The 26,581-nt window shown below is 74.3% G+C and carries 2 protein-coding genes; both read left to right on the top strand.

Annotation, left to right across the window (positions count from 1 at the left end; genetic code table 11):
- The first annotated feature begins 17 nt into the window (after positions 1 to 17).
- The gene (locus RLT59_RS17840) at positions 18 to 386 is read left to right on the top strand and encodes a hypothetical protein (RefSeq protein ID WP_311304315.1); all 369 of its coding nucleotides are present in this window, start codon (positions 18 to 20) and stop codon (positions 384 to 386) included.
- Entirely contained in the window at positions 387 to 26,573 is a 26,187-nt protein-coding gene (locus RLT59_RS17835; protein ID WP_311304314.1) for a lonely Cys domain-containing protein, read from the top strand.
- Positions 26,574 to 26,581: the final 8 nt, after the last annotated feature.

Raw genomic sequence — 26,581 nt, 5'->3', positions numbered from 1 at the left:
GAACCAGGGAGGTACTCATGGCAACGGGCAAGTACGTGGCGAACCCCGGTGGTCTGCGACGGAGCGACGAGATGATGGAGTCGCTGCCGGAGCGGGCGAAGAAGATCCGGGAGGACTTCATCCGCGACTCGCAGACCTACCGCGGCTGGGCCGGATACACGGATGACTTCGCCCACGAGGTCCTGCCGAAGTACGAGGCGAACAACGCCTCGTGCCTGGAGCTGGTCACGGCCCTGGGCTCCGCGTTCGTAGGGCTCCGGGAAGCGGTCTGGGCCAATGGGCAGCACATCGAGGGCGTCCAGTCCTACGCGAAGGACCAGATCGGGCGGCAGATGTCGAGCCTGGACGGTCTCGGCGAGGACTCCAGCGGAGGCGGCAAGCACTAAGTGGACGAGATCGACTTTCCACCTGACGTCAAGACGATGCTCTGGATCCTGCTCGGGGAAATGCCCTTGCAGGCCAGGGAGAATTTGGCGTGGGAAAGCCGTCATCTCTACCTTGCCCTGCAGAAGGGGCTGATGGACCTGCGCTCCGCCGCGCGGGAGACCATCCAGCTGGTCGAGGAGTCGTTGCCGCCGGAGGTGGCCCAGCCGTACATCGAGAGCGTGCGCATGCTCACCGATGAGCCCGGCGGCAACGATCCCGTCCAGAAACTGCTCTTCCAGCTGGACGAGCTCGCCAACGGCCAGGTCACCTACTCGCAGTCGATCCAGGGATCGAAGTGGGAGATCATCTCCGAGATCATCATGCTGCTCGCCGAACTGGCGCTGCTGGCAGCACTGATGGCGTTCACCGGCGGAGCGTCGGTCTCGCAGATGTTCCTGGCCAGGGCCCGCAGCAAGCTCGCCGTCCTGATGATCATCGACCGGCTGCTGCGGATGACGCACATCGCGCCGAGCCTGAGCGAGGCGATCGAGGAGGCCATCCAGACGCTGGCGGTCCGCCTCGCGCAGATCGGCCTGAACACCGGTGGCCGCAGGCCGGGCGGCATCGACTGGAAGGACGTCGGGGTCGCAGGGGCGTTCGGTGCGCTCACCGGGGCGTTCATGGGGGTCTTCGACATGTTCCTGAAGCCGTTCACGAACTCCTTCAAGAACCTGCTCGACGACGTGTTCAACAAGTTCAACTTCAAGCCGGACGGCCTGCTGTTCAAGGGGCTGGTGAACGGTCCGCCGACCGTTGTCACCGTCTTCGTGGTCTCGGGCGCCGCCGAGGGCACGGCCGAGGTCATCATCAACGGCGCCTTCTACGACAACTGGAGCTTCAAGTGGCAGACCTTCGTCGGGTCGGGCACCAGTGGCCTGTTCGACGTGGGCGCGGGGCTTGCCGTCGGCGGCGGGGCCGCGATCGTCTTCGACAAGTACTTCAACAACAGCAATCAGTTCACCGATCTCAACAACCCGCCCGCGCCTGACAGTCCGCTTGGCGGCGGCGGTTCGGGCCCCTCCGGGACCACGGGCCCCCAGGTGCGGTCGGCCGCCGGTCCGGGCGTCAACGGCCCGTCGACGGTGAGCAGCGTCGTCCCGTTCACCCCCGGCCCGGCGGCCCCCACCAACACGACCGTCTCGTCCGTCCTTCCGGGCGGGATCGGCAGCGGCATCAACCTGCCACCGTCGTCGTCGTACAAGCCTCCGACCACACTGAACCCGACGCCCACCGGGGGCTCCGGCACCTCCGGGTCCGGCACGAGCTCGCCGTCCGGCACGAGCTCGCCGTCCGGCACGAGGATCACGGGCGACACCGGCGGGTTCAACAGTCCGGGCGTCCTGGACGGGGTGACCGGCACGACCGGGTCACAGATCCCGTATCTGCCGCCGCCCTCCCCGTCCAGCTCTCCGTCGACAACCTCGTCCACCACGGTCCCGTCCGCGTTCCAGCCCGACATCACATCGCTGCCGTCCGGGTCGACGGGCGGGCTCACGTCGGGGCGCACGTCCGGGTCCCCGTACGGCACGGACACCGACCTCACGACGCCCGACCTGACGCCGGAGCAGACGCCCGACCTGTCGCCCGACCTCGCGCCCGGTACTTCGGACGTCCCGGGCTCGCTTGGTGACCCGCAGCAGGGGCTCACGACGCCGAAGGGTTCGCCCGTACCGGAGGGCGCACCGGCGTCCTCCGATGGCGATGCCGACACGGATGCCGATGCCGATGCCGACGTCGATGCGGACGCCGATGCGGTCACCGCCCCGCAGGTGACGCCCGTGGGTACGCCGGCCGGTTCGAGCGCATCCGCGCCCGGTGCGGGGAACCAGTCGCAGGGCACGTCCGGCGCGGGGAACCAGTCGCAGAGGTCGTCCGGTCCGGCGGACCAGAACGGTCAGCAGCGCGGAACAAGCCTGACGGAACCGGACGGCAGCACCGAGCCGGACGGCACTACCGAGCAGGATGGCACTACCGAGCAGGATGGCCGGACGGGCCTCGCCGACGGTCCCGGGCAGCCGGGCACACCGCCACGGACCGGTACGGAACCGCTCTCCGCCGATGCCGATGCCGATGCCGATGCCGAGACCGATGCCGAGGTCGATGCCGATGCCGACGGGGACGCGGCCACCGGGACCCGGGCGTCCGTGCCGGAGCCGCTGCCCGCCGGGCCGGACGGGTTCCGCACCTCCTCCGGCGATCCTTCGGCGGCCACCGGACCGGTCACGCCCCTGACGACCCCGCCGCCCCCGCCCGCGACGGCGGCTCAGAACGCACAGTCGGCCGCCGCCGGCGCGGCTCAGCAGCCGTCGCCCGGCCGGCCAGGACCCGACGCCGCTCCCGGGCGGGCCGACCGCCCGGCCAGGGCTGTCCCGGACGCACCCGGTCCGATCGCGCCGCCCGCCCCGGTCCGGACGACTTCGGCCACGGACGTCCCGTCCGTGGCCGGGCAGGACGAAGGGCGGCCGGACACGGCCTCGCCGCCGGCTCCCGAAGCGACCGAGACCGAGACCGCACAGGCCCAGGACCCCGGCCCCAAGGGCAAGGGCGTGGACCGGGGCACGGACCTCGCCGGCGATCAGGCCCCGGACGGCATCAGCGACATCTTCCCGGTCGCGCTCGCCATCGACGAGGCGCGCCGGGACCACGACGACGCCCTCACCGCCTTCAACCGGGCCGCCCGGACCGTGGACCTGCTCGGCAGGCGGGTCGGCAGCGGCCGGGGAGGCAGCGAGGACACCGGGAGGTTCCACGAAGCCCTGCGGGACGTCGAGCGGAGCCAGCGGCGGATCGACGCGGCCGTGGACCGGCTGCGCGCCCTCGGCGCGGACGCCGCCGCCGACGCCGCGCTCGCCGCGATCGTGCCCAGGGTCCGCCGTACGGACGCCGAACGGCGGCGCACCGCCGCCCTGATCACCGCCGACGACCTCACCGGAGCCCCGCCGAGGCTGCCGTCCGACGGCGCCGTCACCGCCGCGGAGCTGACCGCCGCCGGGGTGACGCTGGGCGGGGGTGCCGCACTCCAGGCCGAGCTGAACGGATCCGTGCAGGTCCAGGACAGCGGGCTGGACCCCGTCGGCCACGTCCGGGTGCTGATGAACCGGCCCGGCCCCTGGAGCGAGGCGCTGGACGCTGTCGCGGCCCGCGCCGCACGCCGTACCTGGCGCTCCGCCTACGAGGACTTCGCGCTCGCGACGTTCCAGGCTTCCGGAGTCCCGACCGGCACGGACCCGGCCGACGCCTGGCGGCGGGCGGTGTCGCTGGTGCTGCCGCTGGAGCTGCACCCCGTGCTCGCCGACTCCCGCCACGCGGACACCGAACCGCGCGCTGCCGTGAGGCAGGTGGCCGAACACCTCGCCGTACACGGCACGGACGCCGTCTCGGGCGCGGACCTGGCGAGCCGGACGCGACGTGAGCTGGGGCTCGCGCCACGGCTGCCCGGCGGTGCGCCCGGGTTCACCCCGTCGGCGCCGGACCACTCGCGGGCCGCCGCCGAGCTGGAGCGGCTGGCGCTGCTCGACGATCCCCGCGGTGGCTTCGACGCGGACGGCCTGGTCCGGCGGGTGCTGCACGTCCCGGCTGGTGTCCCGGTGTCCGCCGACCTCCAGGCCGAGCTGTTCACGCTGGTGGAGAACGCGATGGCCGCCGGATGGTCCTCCAGCGTCGCGTCGTTGGGCGCCTACCACCTGGCGGCCGGGGGCACCCTGGACCACGGGCGGCACATCGTCCTGGCGGACGGCTCGTATCAGGGGCTGAACCTGACGGCCCGGCCGGTGGGCGTCGTGAACACCTCGGAGGTGTGGCAGCGGCGCGACGGCCGGTTCCAGGGCCCCATCGACCCGTTGTGGGACACGGAATCGGGTGCGTACGTGGTCGCGGCGACGGGCGATCACGAACAGGTGCTGATCCCCTGGGGCCAGGGCGAGCTGTCGGTCCCGTGGGGCGATTTCGTGGAGCTGGTGGCCCGTGATCCGGGGCTGGCCGGGCTCCCGGCGGGCGTCCCGGTGGTGCTGGTGCTGAACCGTGGTGGTGACCAGGGGCTGGTCATGCCACGGTCGTTGGCGTTCAGGACCGGCCGGAACGGGATCTGGGCGCACAGCGGCCAGGTGGCACTGGTCCACGACGCGGAGACCGGGTTCAGCAGGATCGTCGTCGAGAACCAGCGGGCGCGGAACGTGCCGCTGGGAGGCTGGTTCGGCAGTGACGCGGACGACCTCGGCCCGGACGGCGTCGTGGACGAGGGCTTCGTGACCGCCCTGGACGGGACGGTGATCCCGGACCGCGCGGTCAAGTCGCGGACGATCGCCGACGAAGGCCGGTCGGTGGGCCGCGTCACGATGTCCGATGCCGACCTCGTGATCAACGAGCCGGTCCTCGAAGCCCTCGACGAGGTCTCCGGGTTCGCGCAGTTCGATCCGGTGACGTCACGGGAGATCGGTACCGCCGTCCCGCTCCTGGAGGACGGGCGGCCGGTCTACCACTTCTCGCAGCACGGCATGCCGATGCGGGGCGTCATGGAGGTGACGGACGGCCGCCCGTCCGTCCAGGTGGACGGCGTGGAGACGGGCCGCTTCATCAGCCGCCGCCCGAGCATGCGCAAGCTCGGCGCCGGCGCGGTCATCGATCTGGGGTCGTGCTGGGCCGACGCGTTGGCGGAGGACCTGCCGTACCTGACGGACGCGGCGACACCCCCGTACGTCTTCGATGTGCTGGGCATGACGTCGTACGCCCAGGGGGTGGCCAACGGCAGCACCGCCGGTGTGCTGGCGGTGGACCGTGTCCACGCGTACCGGCGGAGCGCCGCGGGCCCGAAGGCGGGCGCGATGGCCGGGCCCTCGGGCGAGCAGGGGGCCCGGGTGCTGCTTCCCCCCGAGCCGCGGGGGGCCGACCTGGCGCGGACGGCGCGGTGGACGGGGCTGCACTCCGGGGCGGGAACCGTGTCGCCCGAGGACGCGGACGCGACGACGCGGCTGGTGCGGGCGCTGCGCCGGTCGTTCGGCGGGCAGGTGGCGGCCGACCCGGAGTTCCGGACGCTGCTGCGGGGTGCGGGCGCGCTGGAGAACATGCGCCGGGCCGACCCGCATCTGCGGGTGGCGGGCCCGTTCACCCTGCACCATCTGCACCTGGTCGTGCACGCCCGCCATCAGCGCACCGGCAACGACGCACCCACGCCCGACGAGATCCGCGCCGTGCTCCACGACGCGGCCCGCCGGGCGGACGAGGCCGCGGCCGGGCAGCTGACGCTGCACGGGTACACGCAGTTGCCGTCGTTCGACTGGGCCCTGAGGCGACTGGGCGGGCAGGACCTCTCCGCCCTCGCCGCCGACGTGCTGCGGCTGCCTCCCGGGCAGGCCGTGACACAGGCGGACGTGAGCCGGCTGGTGTGGGGCACGGTCAAGGGCGCGGAGGCGCTGCGCGGTGTGCCGGACCCGGTGGCGCACGCGAGGAAGGTGCTCCACCTGCCGGCGTCGGCCGAGCTGTCGGCGGACGAGGCCGGGGACCGGCTGCTGTGGCTGATGGCGGGCGCCGCCGTCACGGGGTTCGACCCCTCGGACCCGGCGGATCTGGCCGCGTGGGACCTGGTGCGCCAGGGTGCGCTGGACGACGGCACCCGGCTCATGACGCGCGGTGTGGCGATGGGCCGCAACTGGACCCGCAGGCCGGTCGACGGCGACGTCTCCACCCAGGGTTATGTGGTGTCGCCGGACGGTTCGGTGGACAACGGCACGCCGTACGAACCGGGTTGGCCGGGCGCCCCGGCCGGTTCCCCGGCGGCCGCGTACGTGATCTACGCGGACAGCACGAACGGGCACGTGTCGATGCCGTTCCCCGACGGTTCGAGCCGGTGGGTGCCGGGCAGCGAGATCGCCGCGCTGCTGCGCCACGACCGGGTGCACCGGCAGCTCGCGCTGTCCGTCCCGCTGCTCATGGTCGGCACCCACACCAACCCCGTCGGGCTGGCGCGGCACGTCGCCGGCCGGTCGGGCACGGCCCGCACGACGGTGCTCTCCGAGCTCCCGAGCGCCCCGGTCCTCGACACGGCGCGCAACGAATACGTCATCGTCCTGGCGGGCGACCCGGCGCGGCCGGCGGCGCACTGGCAGACCGGGCAGCCCGTCGTCCTGCCCGGCACCTCCGACGAACAGGGCACCCTCCACACCTTCGCCGGAGGGGCCCCGCCGGCCGTGCCGACGCCCGCTGACGTCGCCGAGAGCTCGCGCGCCGCCGGCACGGTCGTCCCCGCGCCGGCGGTGGCACCGCCGGCCGAGGCGGACGTGGACCGTGAGCTGTCGCGGTACGTGCGCGCGCACGGCACTCAGCACGACGGGCACATCGGCCTCGTCATCCACGAGCCGACCCCGGACTCCGTGCTGGACGGACTGCACCGGCAGGTGATCCTGGCTCTCGGGGCCGATCCGGACAGCGCGGCGGGCCGGGAGCTGCGGACCGGGCTGAGTGACGTGCTGAGCGCGGAGGAGGTCGAACTGAACCGGCCCGATCTGCGCAGTCGGCAGGGCCACCGGATCACCGTCCGGCACAACGGCCGCGACCGGTCGGTGGACGTACGGCTCGCCTACTCCGGTGCCGTGCGGTCCGCGAAGTACGGGCACAACGGCGATCAGCTCCCGGCGACGCTGCCCGGCATACAGGTCGAGTACCGGGCCTCTGGCGGCCAGATGTCCTCGGACGCGGAGGGCTCGGGCACCTTCCGTACCGGCTCGGTCCCCTGGACCGCGGTCTTCCCGAACGAAGGAACCGGCCCGCTGCGCTGGCTGGACGGCACCTTCAACCTGACCGCGACGCACAACCAGCTGGCCGAGTCCGTCACCGTCGGCGAGACGTTCCTCGTCCTGAACAAGCAGCAGGCGGAGGACCCGGCCCACCCGATCGACGTCGACGGGCAGTGGCAGGTCCAGGTGGACATGGACCGCGCGGACGCGGTGGGCAACTGGCAGCCCGAGCAGTCGCACGGCGCCCTCACCCTCTGGTTCCACGAGCACCTCGCGTTCGACGACTCCGTCACCGGCGACCTGCCGGTCCCCGGTGATGTGGGCGACCTGCCGCTGTGGGGTGTCGACAGCGTCGGCGAACCGCGCCGGCTGCTGACCGAGATCCTGGCGGACGACGACTTCGCGGACCTGCGCGACCTGCCCGCCGGCTCCGAGCGGGCGCTGGAGAACTTCCTGCACGAGCAGATGCTGCGCGGCACTCCGCAGCTCCAGATCGACGGCGGGGTCTTCTCCTCGACGTTGCTGGACAAGGACGGCAACGCGATCGGCATACTCCAGCTCACCGCGCGGATCGAACCGGGTGAGCCGCTGCGCAAGAGCCCCGAGGGCAAGGCCCTGCTGGAGACGTGGCTCACGCACACGTCCACCCTGGACCGGTCGGCGAAGTTCACCGCGGGCCTGGGGGCCGAGCTCTCGGGCGGGCCGACGTTCACCACCGACCGCGGCGCGGGACACCCTCGTGCCACGGAGTCGTTCGGCGGGAACTTCCTGGGCAGGGCCGGGGTCAACTGGCAGGTGAACGAGGCGCTCAACACCGTCGAGAGCACCACGATGACGCACGGGCTGCGCTCCAAGAGCAGCCATCTGCTCACCCCGGCCCGCGTCACCTACGACGTGACGCTGCACCGGGCCGGCGGCGGGCGGGTCACCGGCAGGTTCGGGCCGTGGGACGACGGCCTGCGGCTGCGGATCGCTCAGCGGACGACGATGCGCGGAACCCGGCCGTCGGCTCAGGAGCTGCGGGAGCCTCCCGAGCACCTGAGGAACCTGGAGAGCGTCGGATACGCCGAGACCCCCCTGAAGGTCGAGGGGGCGGAGGGCATGTTCGCGCGGGCGGAGACGTGGCTGCGACAGGAAGGGTTCCTGCCGCCCGCCGAAGCCCGCAGCAGGACGCACCCGTTCCGGCTGGACGAGCCGCTGGTCCTGGCGCAGCTGGAGAACGTGCGGCGGCTGGCGCAGATGCGTTCGCGGTTCGGCCTGGCCACGGCGTTGGCGGACGCGGTGGACGGCGGGCAGCCGGTGTGGTTCGAGCGGCCGAACGCGCTGACGGGCACCCGGCGGGCGCAGCTGCGGTTCTCCGCCGCCGGGGACACCTCCCGCCCCGCGGACCACGAGCGCAGGCTGCCCGAGGTCCACCACGTCGGACTCACTTCGCACGAGGCGAGCGGCGGGCGGCAGCGCGGCACCGCGCTGAGCGGTTCCCTGGGCGGCGGCGGAGCGCTCGGCATACCCGTGGCGGGCGGCTCCTGGGCGCTGAACACGGGCCCGGAGTACCTGGGCACCAAGCAGCTCACGGACGCTTCGAACACCGGTGACTCGGTCGCGTACGACCAGTTCGTCCTCACCAGCGCGAACGGCAGCGAACTCTTCCGAATACCGGCCAGGCTCGCCCTCGACGTGTACGAGGGCCCCGGTGACGATCCGCTCGTCCGCTTCGCCGACGACGCGGGCGCGGACGCGGAGGACGGCGCCGAGGGGATCGTGCTGCGGGTCCCGGGCGCCGTCCCGAACACCGTGCCGGGCACCGTCACCGTGCTGGTCCCGAACTACCGCACCCGCGCCCCGGACGCGGCCCCCGTGCCCGCCGCGCCCAGGGCGGGACACGTGATCCGGCAACCGGTCACCGACGGCGGGGCGACGGACGACTACCGCCGCCTGGACCGCGTCGACGGCCGGGGCCATCCGCTGCCGGGGCTGACCAAGCTGCCGGTGGGGGCGCTCGTCGACACCTTCCGGGGCACCGCAGCCCTGACGGAGGCCCTGGGGCAGATCATCGCGGGGACCTACCCGGGGCACCCGGAGGAGGGGGCGGTGGGGCGTGCGGTACGGCGTGCCTCCGCGCAGCTGAACGACCTCGCCACGGAGACCGCCAGGCGGGGCTCTGTGGTCAAGGAGGCGCTGCCCGCGAGCCTGACCGGTGCCGTCAACCGGGTCGGCGCGGCCGCCGGCTGGGCCGCGACGCCGGTGACCTGGGCGGCCAAGACCTCCGCCGACGGGGCGGTGGCGACCTACAAGTGGACGTCCGTCGCCGTGGCGGGAGCCTCGCTGAACGACCAGGGGACCCTGGCGACCGAGGCCCGGCAGGGCGCGATCCGGCCGTCCCAGCTCCTCGCCCGCGCCGCGCAGATCCTGGACGGCGTGCAGGTGGTGGAGGGCCTGACCCTGCCGGGCATGGCGGCGGACCGGACCATGACGCTGGAGATCAGGGGCTATCTGACCAACCCCCGGCCGCTCGGCTCCGGGTCGCTCTACTCCGAGCAGGACGTCAACTCCGGTGACACCGCCGGGCGGCAGCGCGCCGTCGGGCGTGTCCACCAGGGAAGCTTCCAGGTCACCGCGGTGCAGGCGCCGCCTCCGCCGCCCCAGCGGCTGGTCCACCAGGCCAACCCGATCGGCCGCTACGCCCACTCCCGCCGGACCGACGACACCAGCACGGTGAGTTCCACCACGAAGGTCACGCACGCCCTGGAGGAGTCGGGCGACAAGCTGTGGATCGTCAACGACCTGACGCTGCTGGTGACGGTCAAGTGGGGCGTGCGCAACGTGGCCGGGAACGCCGTGGGCCTGGGCAGCTACGCCCCGGTGACCGTCGCGATCGACCTCGCCCGAGGCGTCACGTACCTGGCTCCCGCACAGAGCGTGGCCCGCGCGGCGCGGTGGTTCCAGGGCATGGCGGGCATCCCGGCCCTGGCACCGGCCCTGCCCGCCGTCCCCCTCCCCACCCGCTTCGTGCGGAGCCGGCAGCTGGGCAAGGCGGGCGTGCTCTCCGTGACCCAGCTCGACGACACGGCGAACCGCAGGGAGCGGCGCGACCGGCTGGGCCGGGAGCTGACCGTGCTGGTGGAGAACGAGGCGCCAGGCTCCCTCCAGCCGGGACACGCCGCCCACCTGCCCGGTGTCGAGAGCGAGATCGCCCGCCGCACCAGCCCCGCGGGGCTGCGCGCCCTGCCCGGACGCGGCCCCGGCGGCCACTCGCGCCTGCACTTCATCCACAGGGCGTTCGGCGGGGTGCGGCTGGTCGAGGTGACCCTGCGCGCCGAGCCGATCCTGCAGACGCCCGCCCTGCGCGCCGTACGCGGCCGGCCGGCCGATGAGGGCGGCGGCCTGGAGCAGGTCGACGCGCACACCCCGCAGGCGAGGGCCAAGGTCTCCGGCGTCACCAAGACCCGTCAGCTCAATATCAACGTCATCTCCCGCTACCCGAGGCCCGGCACCACCGGGCGCACCGACCGCGAGGGCCCGGCCTTCGGGCTGACCACCGCCAGGACCCGCACTGCCCGGACCGACACGGCGACGGAGGACCGGTTCTGGACGCGTACGGCACTCGGCGCCGACTTCGAGCTCGACTACCGCGTCACCGCGACGGTCCGCTCCCAGCTCGTGTGGGAGTGGCCGCCCAACATCCCCGGCGGTGCCTTCCAGGGCGGGCTCCTGAACCTGTCCGGCCTCGAAGGCGATGTGGTCCAGCGGGTGCGCACCTGGATCCACCGCCTGCTGAACGGCCGGCCGGAGCGCACGATCACGGTGCCGGTCGCGGCCGAAGTGCGCTTCGTCGGCTCCGAGGCCACGGAGCCGCGTGAGCACGCCGGGCCCCGGCCCCCGGCACTGCTCACCCGTCACCCGCTGGGGCTGTCGGCGGCCGACGCCGCCGCTCTGGGCACCCTGCCGTTCGCGGGCGACGCGCTCCTGCTGCCGACCGGGCCGACGCCGGTGCACGAGGCCAACGCCGTACCGCAGCTGATGCAGGCGCTGCGCCAGGTCGCGCCGCGCACGGCCGCGTCCTGGGGCCTGCCCGCGAACGCCTCGGCGGAGGCCGTCGCCGTCCGCCTGGGCGAGCTGATCCAGTCCGGCGAGGTCAGCCTCGACCCGGCGCGCACGGCGGTCGGCCTGACCACCACGATGCCCGGCAGCTGGCCGCTCCAGGGGCCCGGCACCGCGCCGTCACTGAAGATCGCCCTGTACAACCCGCGCTCGGCGTCGGACTCGGGCGACGGCGCCGTCGACCGGGTCCGCAAGCAGGTCCGCACCTCCGCGACGACCTCGTCGGCCGGCAGCTCCTTCACCCTGAACCTGAACCACCAGAGCAACTTCGGCCTGCCGAGCGGCAACTCCCAACTGGTCGGCCTGACCTTCCCGCTGCTGGCGCAGCAGCCCCACACCAACACCTCCGGCGGCAACGCCTCCGCCTCCCGGTTCACCAGCGTGCGGACCGGCACCGCCGCCGAGGCCGCCGACCGGCGCGGCACGCACGCCCACGAGACGCTGGTCGACACCGTCATCACGGTGACCGGTCCCGAGGGCACCCGGTACGTCACCGGGAGCCTCACCGTGCGGCTGTGGGAACGCGATGTGCTGGGCTTCGGTGTCACCCGGCCGAGGCCGGGCCCCCGGATCTACGACGTGCCCGCGATGCTCGCCGGCCAGGACGCGGACGATCTCCGGGACTGGGTGCGGCATCCGGTCACAGAGCTGCCCGGGGTGCTGGCGGACGGCATCGACGAGCAGGACGCGACGGCGGAGCTGTGGCTCGCGCTCGGACCCGATCCGGACGGCACCCGCCTGGCCCGCGCCCTGTTCGTCGGCTCCCGCACGGCCGCGCTGGCCGGCCGGCCGGTCGAGCTGGTCGTCCGTACCGGCCAGGGGCTGCGGCACTGGCCGTTCGCCGCCGACGGCTCCCTCGCCGACGCGACCGACGCCACCCGGGGCGCCTGGGAGGGGATACGGGACGACGTCGGCAACTACCTTCGCGCGGTGCGGGCCGAGGCGACGGCCCGGTACCGGGAAGACGCGACGGCGCGGCGGCAGCCCGGCGCGCTGCGGGCCCTGGAGTCCGCCGGCCGTGCCGTGGACACCGCCACCACCGCGCACCGGGCCGCCGACCTGACCCGCGCCGAGGCCGTCCGGACCGCTGAGGCCGCCCGCGCGGAGCTCGACGGCGTCCGGGACCGGATCGCCGACGCGCGGACGGAGATCGCGCGGCTGGAGCAGACCGGGCGCGACGCGCGGACACTGCACGACGCCGCCGACGAGGAGGAACAGGGGCTGCGGGAGCCGTGGCAGCGGGCACGGGCCGAGGTGGAGCGCCTTGAGCGGCTCGACGAGACCTCCCCGGTGACCGGCCAGGCCGCCGCCGAACGGGAGAGCGCCCTGAAAGCGGCCGAGGAGCGCGCCGACGCCATCCGGGAGCAGGGGATGGCCGCCCGGGACCAGCGCCTGCGGTACGAGCGTGAGTTCACCGCCGCCCGCGACGCGGCCGCCGAGGCCAAGGCGGCCCTCGACGTGGCGCGCGAGGAGGAGGGCCCCCTCGTCTCGGAGCTCGCCCGCGCCGACGGGGACGTGACCCGGGCGGAGCGTGCGCTGCTGCGGGCGGACGCCGCCCTGCGGCGCGCGACCGGGGCCCGCGAATCGATCCGGACCCAGGTCAGAGGCATCGAGCGTGACCTGACCGAGGCCCGGCAGGACCTGAGCGAGCAGGCGCGCCGGCACACCGAGGCGTGGGGGCGGCTGCCCGGCCTCGTGAGCACGCTGGAGACCGGCCGCCGCGCGGAGGGCAGCGGCACGGAGCCGTCGTTGCTCAGCTCCATGTCCTCGGCGCCCGCCCGGCCGACCCGCTCCGGCCGGTTCGGCGGGCAGCCCCTGCCCGCGCCGCCGCCGCAGGAGCGGACGGCGGCCGCTGCCGCCGCGCCCGCCGTGGCGCCGCCGCCCCCGTCCGCGACGACGGTGCGGCCCTCGCTGCCGGCGGCGGAACTGGCCGCCCTGGCCGGCCTGCTGCCCACGATGGCCGGGACGGAGCGGACCGCCCGGCTGCTGCCGCTCTCACAGCAGGACCGCGAGACCCTGGCCGCGGACCGGGAGCTGGTGGCGGCCCTGCGCCGGGGACTGCCCGCCGACGAGTTCGCGCGCACGGCCGCGCTGCTGATGGTGGATGTCCCGGCCGGTGTCGATCTGAACGTCTCGGCGGGGATCGAGGCGCGGGCACAGGTGGCGCGGATGCTGCGCTCGCCCGCCGCGGCCGAGCGGATGCTGAACGAGGGCGCCCGGATGATCGTCGTCCCCAAGGACGCGGCCATGACCTCGCTGGAGGCGTTCCGCACCATCCGGGGCGAGTCGACCGAGGACGCGCGCCCCTTCGACACCGAGCGCGGCGTCCAGCTCGACGGACAGGTCGCGGCCGCGGAGGAGAACCTGCTGGGGGGCACCACGAGCGTGCCGGGCGCGGGCCTCCACAACGACGGCTACTCCACGACGACCCACGAGTTCGCGCACGCCGTCCACCGCTACGGGCTGACCGACAGCCAGCGGCGGCTGATCACCGAGGCGTTCGCCGAGAAGACGCGGAAGGGCGGCTTCACGGACTGGCCCGACGGGCCGCTGTACGACGACTCCGGCACGCACCGCAACTACTCCTCCCGTGACGAGTTCGAGTACTTCGCCCAGCTCAGCAACGTCTACCTCTCGACGAACGCCGGGACGGACCCGTACACCGGCCTGCCCCGCAACAACGGGACCAAGTGGGTCCGCGAGCACGAGCCGAAGCTGCTGCCGCTGCTGCGGGAGCTGTACGGCCCCGACCCGAGGGGCTTCCACCCCTGGCAGTCCAACCCGCGGCAGGAGGAGGACGTCTGGGCGGGCTTCCGGGCGATGTGGGACCCGGCCGGGGACGCACTCGTGCCGCAGCCCCACGGCCCTGCCCCGGCGCCCGGACACCCGGTCGGGCCCGCCGCCGCGACGGCGGGTGCCGAGGCGCGGGAGCGTGCCCGCGCGGCCCTGACGGCTCCCCTCGCGCCCCTTCCGGTGCTCAGCCGTGCGGAGCTGAGGCGGAAGGTGCGCGAGGTGGCGGACCGGGAGCCGGCGGGGCGCATGTCCGTCGAGCGGTGCCTGACGCTGCTGGGGGAACTGCGGGACAGCCTGTATCCGCGGGGGGTGCGCCCGGCTGTCACGCTGGACGGCTCGGCTGTCCGCTCCGGCCCGGCGTCCTCGCTGGTGGCCGGGCCCGGGTGGCGCGGGGTGCGGTCGTGGGGCGCGGTGGCGGACGCGGTCCGTGTGGCCGGGCCGGGCGCCGTGGGGCTCGTCCTGGCGCGGCGTCAGGACGACGCGCCGGGGCACGCGTGGGCGGCCTACCACCTGGGCGGGCCGGACGGTGTGGTGTGGGTGGACGTGTCGGCCCGTGCCGACCGCCAGGTGTCGGCGTTCCCGCCGAGGGTCTCGCCGTCCGACGGGCAGGCGCTGGTGATCGACCCCGCCGGGAAGGCCGTGGAGCACGCGCTGCCGGTGTTCGCGCAGTCGTCGTCGACGGCGGCCGCTCTGCTCGACCCGGCGCCCGTGCGCGGTTACGGCGCCATCGGCCTGGAGGTCGAGAAGCGTCAGGTGTTCCTGATCAGCGGGGGCGGCGACCTTCCCGCCAAGCTGGTGCTGGCCACTGCCCCCGGCTTCAAGATCGTTACCGATCATGGCGGCTTCTGGCGGACCGCCGACGGGCGGCTGCACCTCACGTACCCTCCCGCGCTGCCACCGGGAGCGCCGAAGCCCACCCAGACCTCCTATCTCATCGGTGAGATCGTCATCGAGCCGATGGCGGTGCTGCCGGGCGAGCGGAGGCAGTCCCAGGAGAGTGCGCTGGCGAAGCTGGGGAGGATGGAGCGGGCGCTGGACGCCAGGGACGAGCCCGGCGCGCCCGAGCAGATCCCGCTGGCCGAGCTCTTCCCCGCCGGAGACGGCTGGATTACCACGGAGCTGGGCGACAGCATCCTCGTCGGCCGGACCCCGGTCAGGTCGAGCCTCGCCTACGTCCAGCCCACCACGGGACTGCCCGCCCTGGGCCTGAGCGTGCTCCAGGACCAGGTGGCGGACCGGCTGCCGCCGGGACCCTTCGGCTCGGTGGACGGGGCGAGCCGGGAATTCGGGATGAAGGCCCTCTCGGAGATGCTGCGCGCCTTCACCGGCCGCGAGGACGTGCCCGACGTGTCCGTTCCCTTCCTCGCGGTCATACCGGACGTCGACGACATGTGGGGCTATCTGCGCTTCGGCTTCTCCCACACCGTGGCCAGGCCGACCGGCGTCATCCTCAACCGGGGCCCGGTCCCGTTCATGGTCAAGAACGCCCTGGCGGTGGCGTCCCGGCCCTCGCTGGACCGTGTCCTGCGGGCGCTGCGGCCGCGCAGCCGGCAGCTCCTCGACCAGCACCACGACGGCATCAGCGGAGGTCTCGCCGCCACCCTCGGCAGGCTTTTGGAGCTCTACCGGAAGGCCGTCACGCCGGGGGAGCCGTTCTTCCCGGGGTTCTTCGACGCGACCATCGGAGAGGTGCCCTCCCCCCGCGAGCACCTGACCTCCGTACTGACGGGACGCACCTCAGAGGGCCGGACCGTCACGCAGAAGCAGATGGTCGACATGGACGACGACCAGTACCCGACCCTGGACACCGACGACGGCAGGCTGGCGGTCCCGCTGGTCCTCACGGAACTGCGGCACTTCGCCTATGACGGTCAGCTGATGACGCCCGAGGACATCCGGCGTGCCGTCGCCGAGCTGTCGCGGCTCAGCCGGGAGGCCTATCTGCGGGCGCAGAGGTACGCGGCCCCGCTGCCCGAGGACGTCCTGCGCGAATCCATCGGCCGGATCGTCAACAACCCGGTGGTCCGGGGTCTGGCGGCCTTCGTGCAGATGGCCCTGATGACGGGTCTGCCGAGGCCCGGCGGCGGAACCAACAGGCTGATGTCGGTGGAGGACAGCCAGCGGACCGCCCGCGCGCTGGGCGCCTACGCCCTGGGCACCCCGCTGCCCGCCGACGACCCCGTGCACCGGGCGCTCCGGGCGGCCGTCGACGAGGCGTCCGACGCCATCGACGGCCTCCCCGCGCAGCATCAGCCCAGGCTCCGGGCACTCGTCGACGGGGCGCGGGGCGCCCTCGCCGTCCTGGCCGATCCCGGGCGGACGCCGCCGGTCCTGGAGTGGAAGGCGGAGATCGTCGCGCTCGACGGGACCCGGGTCCCGCTGGAGCGGGTGCTGACGGTCACCCACCGGGGCGCGGACGGGCGGACTGTGGGGCTGTCCTCGCGTCCGGTGCAGGACTGGCAGGACGCTCACCGGCACGCCTACGGGGCGATGCCGGACGCGGGCGGGTTCACGCTGGTGCGGCGCGGGCCGGTGCCGTTGGAGAGTCCGCTGCAGCCGTTGCCGTTCGGCAGGGCGCGGCTGGTAGGCCTTCGCGGCGATGCCCGGGGCGCCGTGCTGGCGCTGTCGGACGGCGGCGACGCGGCCTTCGACTACGCGCGGATCGTGGACCTCCTGTTCGCCGTGGACGGCGATCTGACGGCGGCGCTCCCCGAGACGGCCGTGGTGGTGGCGGGGGCCGATCTGGCGGGCCCGCCGGTAGCCGATCCGCTGGAGGTCCCGCTCCCGGGCCAGGTGCTCTCCGACGGCTTCGACCGCTGGGTGTGGGGGACGGGGAGCGGGCAGGAGCCGGTCCTCGTCCCGGGCGAGGGAGGTGCGCCGGCGCGGTGGCAGCTGGCGGAGGGGGACTGGTGGGTCGGCTTCCGGCGTGAGCCGTCCACCGCCGAGCTGGCCCGGCTCGCGGAGCTGGTGACCGGCGACCGCGGGCGCGCTCCGGCCGTACGGCGCTGGGTGCGGGCGATCCGGCTGGTCTACGGTCCGCTGCTGGAGGACGACCGTGCGGCGTTCGAGGCGCTGTTGGGCGGGTTCTGGGCGCTGGACCGGGTGCGGGCGGCCAATGGCTCGGAGTCCCTGCTGACCTGGAGCGCTCTGCGGTCCGCGGCCGGCGCGTACTTCGCCGATCGCGGGCAGCCGATGCCTCCGCTGCCGGTGGCTCTGCAGTTCCTGCTGGTCGAGGCGGCGGGTTCGGTGGGCGCCGATCTGGAGCTGTCCGGACTCCAGCTCATTCCCCGGTACCAGAGCGTGCGGGCCTGGGAGGGGGCCGGCGCCACCCCGGACGCCATCGGCGGCGGGGCGGCGCCGGACACGGAGATGTCCCTCTTCGGGCCGGCCCCGGAACCCACGACGCAGACCCCCGCGGTGACCCCCGCGGTGACCCCCGCGGTGACCCCCGCCGCGCCCTCCGCCGTGACCGGAGGTTTCACGGGACCGGACGACGGCATCCTCTCGGCGCGGACCATGATCGGGCCTGCCGCGTCCTCCGGTCCTTCGCGGGGCCGCAGCTGGAAGACGTCGTCCGTGAGCCGGGTGCTGCCGGAGGTAAGGGTCATCGAGACCCGGGCCGGCGAGGTCCCCAAACAGGTGTCGAGTGAGGCGGCGCCGTGGCCGCAGGACGCCTACGTGGTGTCGGCGGACGGCGAGAGCGGGCGGGTGCGCCTGCCGGACGGCCGGGTGCTGGACGCCGAGGGGCTGGCCGACGCGCTTGAGGCCGATCCCGAGCTGACGAAGCTGGCGAAGGACGTGCCGGTGGTGCTGGCCGTTCCGTTCGCGGGGGCGCAGTACCAGCGGACGCTGCGGACGGTGGCCGACCGGCTGGGGCGGAAGGTGTGGGGCCCCAGCGGTGACGGGCGCCTGATAGCCGACAGTTCGGGGGACGCGCACGTCGTGGTGATGGTCGACCGCGATCCGGACGCGCCGATCGGCCTGTGGATCTCGGTCGACCCCTCTGCGAACACGGCCTACGAGGACCGCCAGTGGACCGCGATGGACGGGACGGTGTTCCGCGACAGCGACGTGGACACGCGGCCGTTGGCGGACGAGAGCAATGAGCGGTACGGACGGCTGGCGGTCGCGCGGGGGGACGCGCTGCGGTCCCGGGAGAAGCGCTTCCGGATCTTCCGCCGGATGAGCCGGCTGGTGCATCGGACACCCGCCGACACCGGTTATCAGGACACCGGTACGGAGCCGGTGTCGATGGCTTCGGCGGTGTATCTCTTCGCCGCGCACGGCCATCCGGGCCGGATGGGGCTTCCGCTCCTCGACGGCCGGACGGTGGTGCTGGACAAGCGGGCAGCCGCCGCGTACATCACGGGCCTGCGCGAGGTGCGGGAGCTGCCGCCGGGGCACCGGATGCATCTGGAGATCTGCTGGAGCGCGTCGGACGGTGACCCGAGGCAGCAGCAGCGCTCGTACGCGCCCGCCCCGCACATCGACGATCCGCTGGAGGACATCCCGCTCATCGGGCACGTCGCGAATCTGAGCCGGATGGAGACGGAGGGCAGCACCAGGCAGACCGGCATGGGCAACACCATGCGGGTGGCTCTGGAGGGCGCCGACGGCGAACGCGGCCGCCGGGTCGTCGCCCGTCCCGAGCCGCTGGATCACGAGCTGGACCAGTTGGCGCGGGAAGCGGGACTGCACCTCGGCACGGGTGAGGCGTCGCCGGAGGTCCGGGCCACGACGCTGCGGCTCGTACGGGCTCTGCGGGAGGTGTTCGGCAACCGGATCGAGGATCACCGCGGTGTGGTGGGGGGCCGGTACGAGCGGGTGCTGAAGGGGATCGGCGCGCTGGAGCGGATGCGGGTGAACGATCCGGCGATAAGCGGGCTGACGCCGTTCCGCCTGGACATGTGGGCCTTCTTCGTCCAGGAGCACAGCGGGAGGGCTCCGGCTCCGGCCGGGTACGTGGCGTTGCTCGACTTCGCCGCGGCCCGGATCGCGGCCGATCCGGACGCCAAGCTGACGGCGGAGATACCCGCGCCGGTGGTCGAGCTCACCCTCAAGCACATGGGTGAGAACGGCGTGGACAAGATGCGGTACGTGCAGTCGCTGCCGCCCGGCGCGCCGTTTTCTCCGAGGCACGCGGCCTCCACGCTCTGGGCCATGACCCGTGCGGCCCAGATCTTCCGGTCGATGACGCCCGCCGACCGGGAGGCGATGGGCCGCAAGGTTCTCCATCTGGATGTGGCCGCCGTGTGGGACCGGGCCGGGCAGGAGACCCTGTGGAAGCTGACGGCCAAGGCGATCGCGGAGGGCGCGGACGCCTCCGACCACGATCTGCTGGCTGCGCGTCATCTGCGGGAGGCCGGCGCCTTCGCCCCAGCGGCTCTGCTGCGGCAGGGGCCGAATGTCCAGGGTGTGAACTGGTCGGGTACGCCGGCGCCTGCCGGGGTCGACTGGGGCCGGGTGCGGCGGATCGCGCACGGGCCCAACGGGACGGTCACAGAGCTGGTTCAGCCGGTCTGGACGGGTCCGGAACGGCCCATGCCGCTGCTGAACGTGGTCGAGGTGGACTGGGCCGGTTCCCTCGTGCTGCATCTGCCGGGCCGGGCTCCCGTCGAGGTCTCGGAGGGTGAGTTCCTGGCGCTGATGGCGATGGACCCGGCGTTGCGCACGGTCCCGCTGAACACCCCGGTGCTGTTCCTGACCACCGGCCCCGGGGTGCTCCCCGCCGGGCTGCTGCAGCGGTTCTCCCAGCGCACCGGACGTCCGGCCTTCGGCTACGACGCGCCGATGATGCTGAACGCGCCCGATCCCGCCACCCCTCTCGTGATCCTCGCCCTCCTCGACCCGGCCACCAAGAACCCGGGCCGGTGGACCGGGACCGTCCGGCAGTTCGCCGCCCCCGGCACCACGACCGACGCCGCACTCACCGTCTTCGGTACCGCGGCGGCCACCTCCGCCCCCGCCGCCCCGCAGGCGGCGGAGCCTCTCCCGGGCCCCGGGGGCGCTGCCCCGGACCCGTCCTGGCCGGCGCCGCAGGCCCGGCGGGAGTCCGGCGTCGGTACGTTCCACTTCGCTCCCGTAACCGTCCAGGACGGCGCCGTCCGCACGGGCACCGGCCCCGGTGAGAGGAACGAGCGGCCCGGCATCGGCTATCCGTCCCCCGCCCGGATCAACGCCACTCCGGTGTCCCCGGCCGGACCGGACAACGCCGCGCGGAACGCTCCGGACATCGCCCCGGAGGCGGACACCGGTACCGCTTCCGGCACCGGGCCCGGCTGGGCGGTGCGGTCCTGGCGGCCCGCCGGATCGCCGGGCGCGGTGCGGTTCGCGGGCATGTACCGGGACCGCCAGTGGCGACGGCGCGGGGTGGACCTGGAATTCGCGTTCGCCGGGCACCTGGGCCGGACCGCCGGGCTCACCGAGTCCGTCCGTGACGCGGCGCGCCGTATGCACGGGGAGCTCGCCGAGCGCCACGGCGAGGCCGCCGCCCTGCGGGCCTTCTTCGCCCCGGACGCGGTCGCCGGGGACCCGGCCGCAGAGCTGGAGCGGCTGCTCGCGCTGCCCCCGGGGCCGCTCGCCGTCGACGCACTGATGAGCGCGCTCACGTACGCCTCGTACGCGGGTCCGGGGCTGCCGCGCGAGGTGGCCGAAGCCCTGTCCCGGCCGGCCGGCCGGCGCGCCCGGTTCGCGCCGGGCAGCGCGTACCGGGAGGTGCACGACAGCCGGGGCCTGCGCCGGGTGGGTGGTGACCGGGGGCCCGCGCTGCGGCTGTTGCGGACCTACGCCGCGCTCGGCGCCTCCCCCGCACAGCTGCTCGCGTTCCGCGACGCGGTCATCGCCTGGGCGGTCCCGGCCGATCTGCAGTCGCTGCCGGAGATCCTGAGCGCCTCCCACCGGCTCGGCCTGGGAACCGAAGAGGAACGCGACCTCGCGCTGCGCGACGGCGCCGGCCTCCACAACTGGGCAGCGGACACCGCGGCGACGTCCGACGCGACCCTGACGGACCCGGACAACCCGCCCGCCGAGCCGCTCGTACCGCCGCATCGCGCCCTGTACGCCGAGCGGATGACGTTCGGCCAGGACATCACACGCAGCAGGCTCGCCCTCCCCGGCGGCCTCGTGGCCCTGACCGACGCCGCGCTCGCCGGGGACCCGCTTCCCGACACCGACCGGGGCCGGGCGCTCGGCACCTGGCTGGACCGCTACGGCGACGAGGGCAGGAAGGCCCTGGAGCGGCTGCACCCGGCCCATCTGACGGCCATACACCTCTACAGCGGCGCCGACTACCGGCAGATGAAGGCGTTCCTCAACGGCGAGCGGTTCGGCCCCGGCATGGGGCGCCGGCTGGTGCGCCTCAACACCTGGACGATGACCCGGAAGATGGCCGAGGTCGGCGCCGCCGACCTGCTGCCGATGACGCTCCGCAAGCAGCCCGGGTTCACCGCCCTGTTCGACGCGATGTGGGACGTGGACGACCTCCAGGACCCGACCCCGGAGGTGGCCGGCCTGCGGCGACGCCTGGACGCGATGGCCGACGCGCTGTACGAGGACCTTCCGCTGCACGTCGACATGGCGATCGAGGCCCTGGAGCTGCTGCCCCCGCTGAACCGGGACGTCTGGTGGGGGGACCGGGGGATGCCGGGCCCGCTGGGCGGGCCGCCGGCGGACGGACCGGTGTACGGCAGGAACGGGATCACGATGCCGTTCTTCCGCAGCACGGCCCTGGTACGCGAGCAAGCACTCGGCTTCATGCACCGCAGCAAGGGGGTCCCCGGGGACGCGCACCGGGGACTGGTGCACGTGGCGGGCTCGACGGCGCGGGAGGTGAGCCCGTTCGTGGTGCTGCCGCTGGAGACCGAGGCCCTGTACCCGCCGGGCGCCTCCTTCGGCGTCGCCACCCGGACGGTCGTTCCGGGCGGCCTGCGGACCGAGCCCTACGAGTCCGTGGAAGCAACGGAGGTGACCGCGCGTCACCGGATGCCCGGAGCCGCCCGGCGGATCGCGGAAGCCGGACCGGCGGACGAGCTGTTCGGCATCGGCCCCTCGACCGTCGCCGCCCGGTCCGAGGAGCGGCCCGCCCCGGTGCTGCGGCCCGTCCACGGGCAGGACGGCGAACTCATCGGCGTGGCGTCGTTCGACGACGCGGACTGGGCGGCACGGCAGGAGCAGTACGCCCGGCTCGGCGGCGCGCGGGGCTTCGTGTCGTGGGAGCGTGACGGCGAGGGCCGGCCGGTCGCGACCGAGCGGACGCTGCCGGGCGGCGGCACGGCCGACGGCACGTTCTTCTTCGCGTCGCACGGTGGCCCCGACGGGCTCGCCCTGGTCACCGAGGACGGCGGGGTACGGCGGGACGACGGTACGTACGCGGGGCGGCTCCTGCGCTCGGCGCGGGAGCGAGGCACCCGCAGTGTGACGGTGCTCGCGTGCGGCCCCGGCGACGTACCGCAAAGCGAGGCAGAGGCCCGCGCGCGGGCCAGGCGGATGGCGGACGGGTCCGGGCTGCCGGTCCATATGCCGGTGGGCCGTGCGGCGGTGTCCGACGGGCTGCCGCACCTGCTGGAGGACGCCGAGGGGGAAGCCACGGTATGGGTGACCGAATACCCGGACGGCCGGCAGGGCCCCCGGACACCGGCCCCGGACGCGGGCACCGGCGGGCGCGCCGCGTTCGGCCGTCCGGCGCCGGACCACGTCAACGTCAGGGGCGGTACGCCGGACACCGGCCCGGAGCAGCCCGCCGAAGCGCCCTGGGCGGTGTCGTCCTGGCAGCCGGCCGGGGCCCCGGAGACCGCCCGGTTCACCGGCCTGTACCGGGAGCGCGAGTGGCGGCAGGCCGCCGTCGACTGGGAGGACTCCCTCGCAGAGGCGCTGAGCGAGGCCCCCGAACTCGCGGAGGCGGTCGGGGACGTGGTGCGCGAGGTGTACGCGGTGCTCGTCGAGCGGCACGGGGAGGAGGCCGCACAGCGCGCCTTCTTCGCGCCGGACGAGGCGCCGCAGGACCCGGTCGCCGAGCTGAAGCGGCTGCTCGGCACGCCTGCGGGCCCGGAGGCGCTGGACGGCCTGATGCGGGTCCTCCTGCGCGCCGCGTACGCCGGCCGGGAGCTGCCCCGCCAGGTCGAGGAGGCCCTCGCCGGGGCCGGCGGCGGCTTCGGCCGGTTCACGGCGGACAGCGCCTACCGCGCGGTGCACGACAGCCGTGGCTTCCGCCGGGTGGGCGGCGAGCACGGCCCCGCGCTGCGCCTGCTGCGGATGGCCGCCGCCCTCGGCCTGCCGCCCACCGTGCTGCCGGCGTTCCGCGCCGCCCTGGCCGCCTGGATGATCCCGGGCGACCTGCAGTCGCTGCACGAGGTGCTGCGCGCCTCCCACCTGATCGGCATGGGGACCGCGGACGAACGCGCCGCCGCCACCCGGGACGGCGCCTCGCTGCACACCTGGGCGGTGGGCCACTTCCTGGGGAGCGGGCTGCTGCCGGCCGGCCCCGACAGCGGCGCGCTCGACGCCCTGGCCCCGCCGCACCAGGTCATGTACCAGCAGCGGATGTCGTTCCCGTTCGAGGTCACCGGCACGATGGACGTGCCCGACGCGCTGGTCGCGATGGCCGACGCCGCGCTCGACGGCGCACTCCCGCCCCGGCCCACCGGCAGGCTCCTCGCCATGTCCGCGTGGCTGGACCGACACGGCGAGCGCGGCGTCGAGGCGCTCCGGCGGCTCACCCCGGCCCATATGACGGCCCTGTACCTCTACAGCTCGTACGACTACCGGCTGATGAAGGCGCTGCTCAACGGAGAGCGGCTCGGACAGGGCGTCAGCCGTCATCTGGTGCGCTTCCACACCTGGCGCTACATCCTGGATTCGGCGCGCGAGGAGGAGCTGGACATGCCCCCGCTCACCCTGGTGAGCCGGCCGGAGTTCACCGAGCTGTACGAAGCGCTCAGCGACCTGCCCGATCTCGACGGGCCGAGCCCGGAGCTGGCCCGGCTGCGGCGCCGCGTCGACATGATGGCGGACCGGCTGCACGGTGAGCTGAGGCTGCACATCGACATGGCCGTCGAGGCGCTGGACATCCTGCCGCCCGTCGGGCGGACCGTCTGGTGGGGCGAGCGCGGGGCGCCCGGACCGGTGGACGCGCCGGACGTGAGCGGCCCCATGTACGGCGAGGAGACGATCGACGTGGCGTTCTTCCGGAGCGCCTCCCTCGTGATCGGGGAGGCGGTCGAGTTCGCACTCGGCGACAAGCCCGTCCCGTCAGGCTCGCACCGCAAGCTGATCGAGATCAGGGACTCGACCGCGCGCGACGGCGTGCCCTTCTTCAAGCACCTGTCGGAGGGGGAGGCGCTGTATCCGCCGGGCATGCGGTTCGACGTCGTCAGCCGGCGGCTCGTCCACACCGAGAAGCGGCCCCCGATGCTCAGCGAGGTGGTGGAGGAGGCGAATCCGGTGCCGGACAGCCTCGCCGCGCTGCCGCAGGACGGCCCGCTCCCCTTCACCCCCGCCGAGTTCGCGACCCCGGCCGAGGAACTGTTCGACCTCGGCACCGGGCAGCCGACCGCCGACGGTACGGCGGCGGCGCGGACGGCCCCCTCGGAGGCTCCGCCCGGCTACCGGCGTACCGGACCGGACTCCGCCGAGTTCGGCGGCACCGTGTTCGCGCTCCACGAGTCGCCCGGAGAGGGCGACCGGACCGTGGACACACTGCTGTTCGCCCTCCGGTACGTGGCCACCGACGCGCTGCGCGCGGCGGGCGTCGAGACCGCCGGGGACTTCCGCGACTGGCTGGACCGCACCCTCACCGCAGACGACGTGACGGAGGAGGCGGTGCCGCCGCTCGACGGGGGCCGGAGCCTTCCGCTGGGTCTCCTCGACCGGATCGGCGTAGCGCTCCCGGCCGGTCAGCGAGCGGAGGCGATGCTGCTGGGCGACCGGTTCCCGGCCGCACGGATCTCCCCGGACCCCGTTCAGCGCCTCCGAGCGCTGCTCAGCGACCCCTCCTACGGGGGCGAGGACGTGGACGTGCCGATGGGGCCGCTCGTGGCGGCGGCGGCTCGCGGACTCGGTGCCGCGGTGGCCGTGGCGGGCCCGGACGGTATGACGACGCTCCACGGCGAACCCGCCGCGGGCACACCGGCCGCCCTCCTGGTCCGGGACGGGGACCGCCTGCTCGCCGGACTGCCGGACGGGCCGGACGCCACCGCCACCGCCACCGGCAGCGAGGCACGGATGCGCCGGGTGGCGGACGCCCTGACCGGCGCGCCGCTCCCGGTGCGGGACCTGCTGGCGGCCCGTCCGGCGCCGGAGTGGGTCATGGCCCGCATCCGCTACGCCCGGGAGGCGAAGCGTTTCGAGCAGCGCCTCGGCCGGTATCTCGGCGGTCACGAAGCGGCGAACGCTCAGCTCGGCGTGATGGTGCGCGAGCTGTGGGAGCGGGCCGAGGCGGTGGGCCGCCGGCCGGAGCTGGGCTCGGACGACCCCACCGTGGACGGGGCGGTGGGCACCGGCCGGGAACGGCTCCTGGCGGTGGTCGAGTCGGGCAACCTGCGGGAGCGGATGGCCATGCTGTGGATCGGTGCGCAGTCGCCGGACGGGCACGGCGGACTGATCTCGGACCTGCTGGGCAGCCCTGACCCGAACCCCGAGGTGATTACCGCCGAATACCGGTCGTCGAGGCCGCGGTCGGAGGCGATGACGGCCTACGCGGCGCTGAGCGGGCGGCCGGACCGGGACCCCGGCGAGCAGGCGCTGATGGAGGAGGCCGAGCGGACGCTGCGCACCCCGGTGCGCCCCGAGGACCTCTCGCCGCCGCTGAGCGAGGCCGAGCGGGCCCTGATGGGGCAGGCGGCCGTCCCGTGGATCCCGGGGATGAACCGGTTCCACATCGCGATGAGCACCCCCGAGCAGTCCGGCGCGGAAGCGGACGGCAGCCTGGTCCTGGCCGGCACCTCGGGATCGGCCCACCGGCTGATGTCGCAGGCCGCGAAGATGCGCGAGGCCTGGGGCCTGGACGTCGATCTGGGCCTGGTGCGGCTCGGGGTGATGGCCGAGATGCTGCAGGCGGAGCACCACTCCCTGGACGAGATCATGCGCGGCTCCCAGCTCGTCCTCGACCGTCTGCGGCAAAGCGGCAGCCCGGAGCCGGCCGAGCTCGACTACACCGACAACTGGGGCCGTTACTGGCGCATCGCCCCGCTGACCGAGGCGGAGCTGCGCGAACACGTGGCCACGGACGGCCGGTTCCCCGACGAACACGCGCTGGGCACGGCGCCGGACCTCCCGGACGGCCCGGAGGTACCGGATCTGCCGGGCGACCCAGCCGTGATCGCCTGGCTGGCAGCCCATCAGAACTCCATCGAGGACGTCCTCCACGTCCTGGAGGCGCTGAGCCCGGACATCCTGTCCGGCCCCGACGACGGGGTCCTGACCGACGACCGGCTGGAGCGGCTGATCGACGCCTGGCTCCGCGCCCGGGGCCTGGACACGTCCGGCTCCCTGGCCGGAAAGCTCCGCCGCATACTGGACGACCGCGCATAACTTCCCAG

The sequence above is a fragment of the Streptomyces sp. ITFR-6 genome (assembly GCF_031844725.1).
In the GTDB taxonomy this organism is placed as follows: domain Bacteria; phylum Actinomycetota; class Actinomycetes; order Streptomycetales; family Streptomycetaceae; genus Streptomyces.
This window is presented reverse-complemented; position numbering and strand designations above follow the sequence as displayed.

Coding starts and splice junctions, on each gene's coding strand:
- RLT59_RS17840 (WP_311304315.1), top strand. CDS start 18: ATGGCAACGGGCAAGTACGTGGCGAACCCCGGTGGTCTGCGACGGAGC.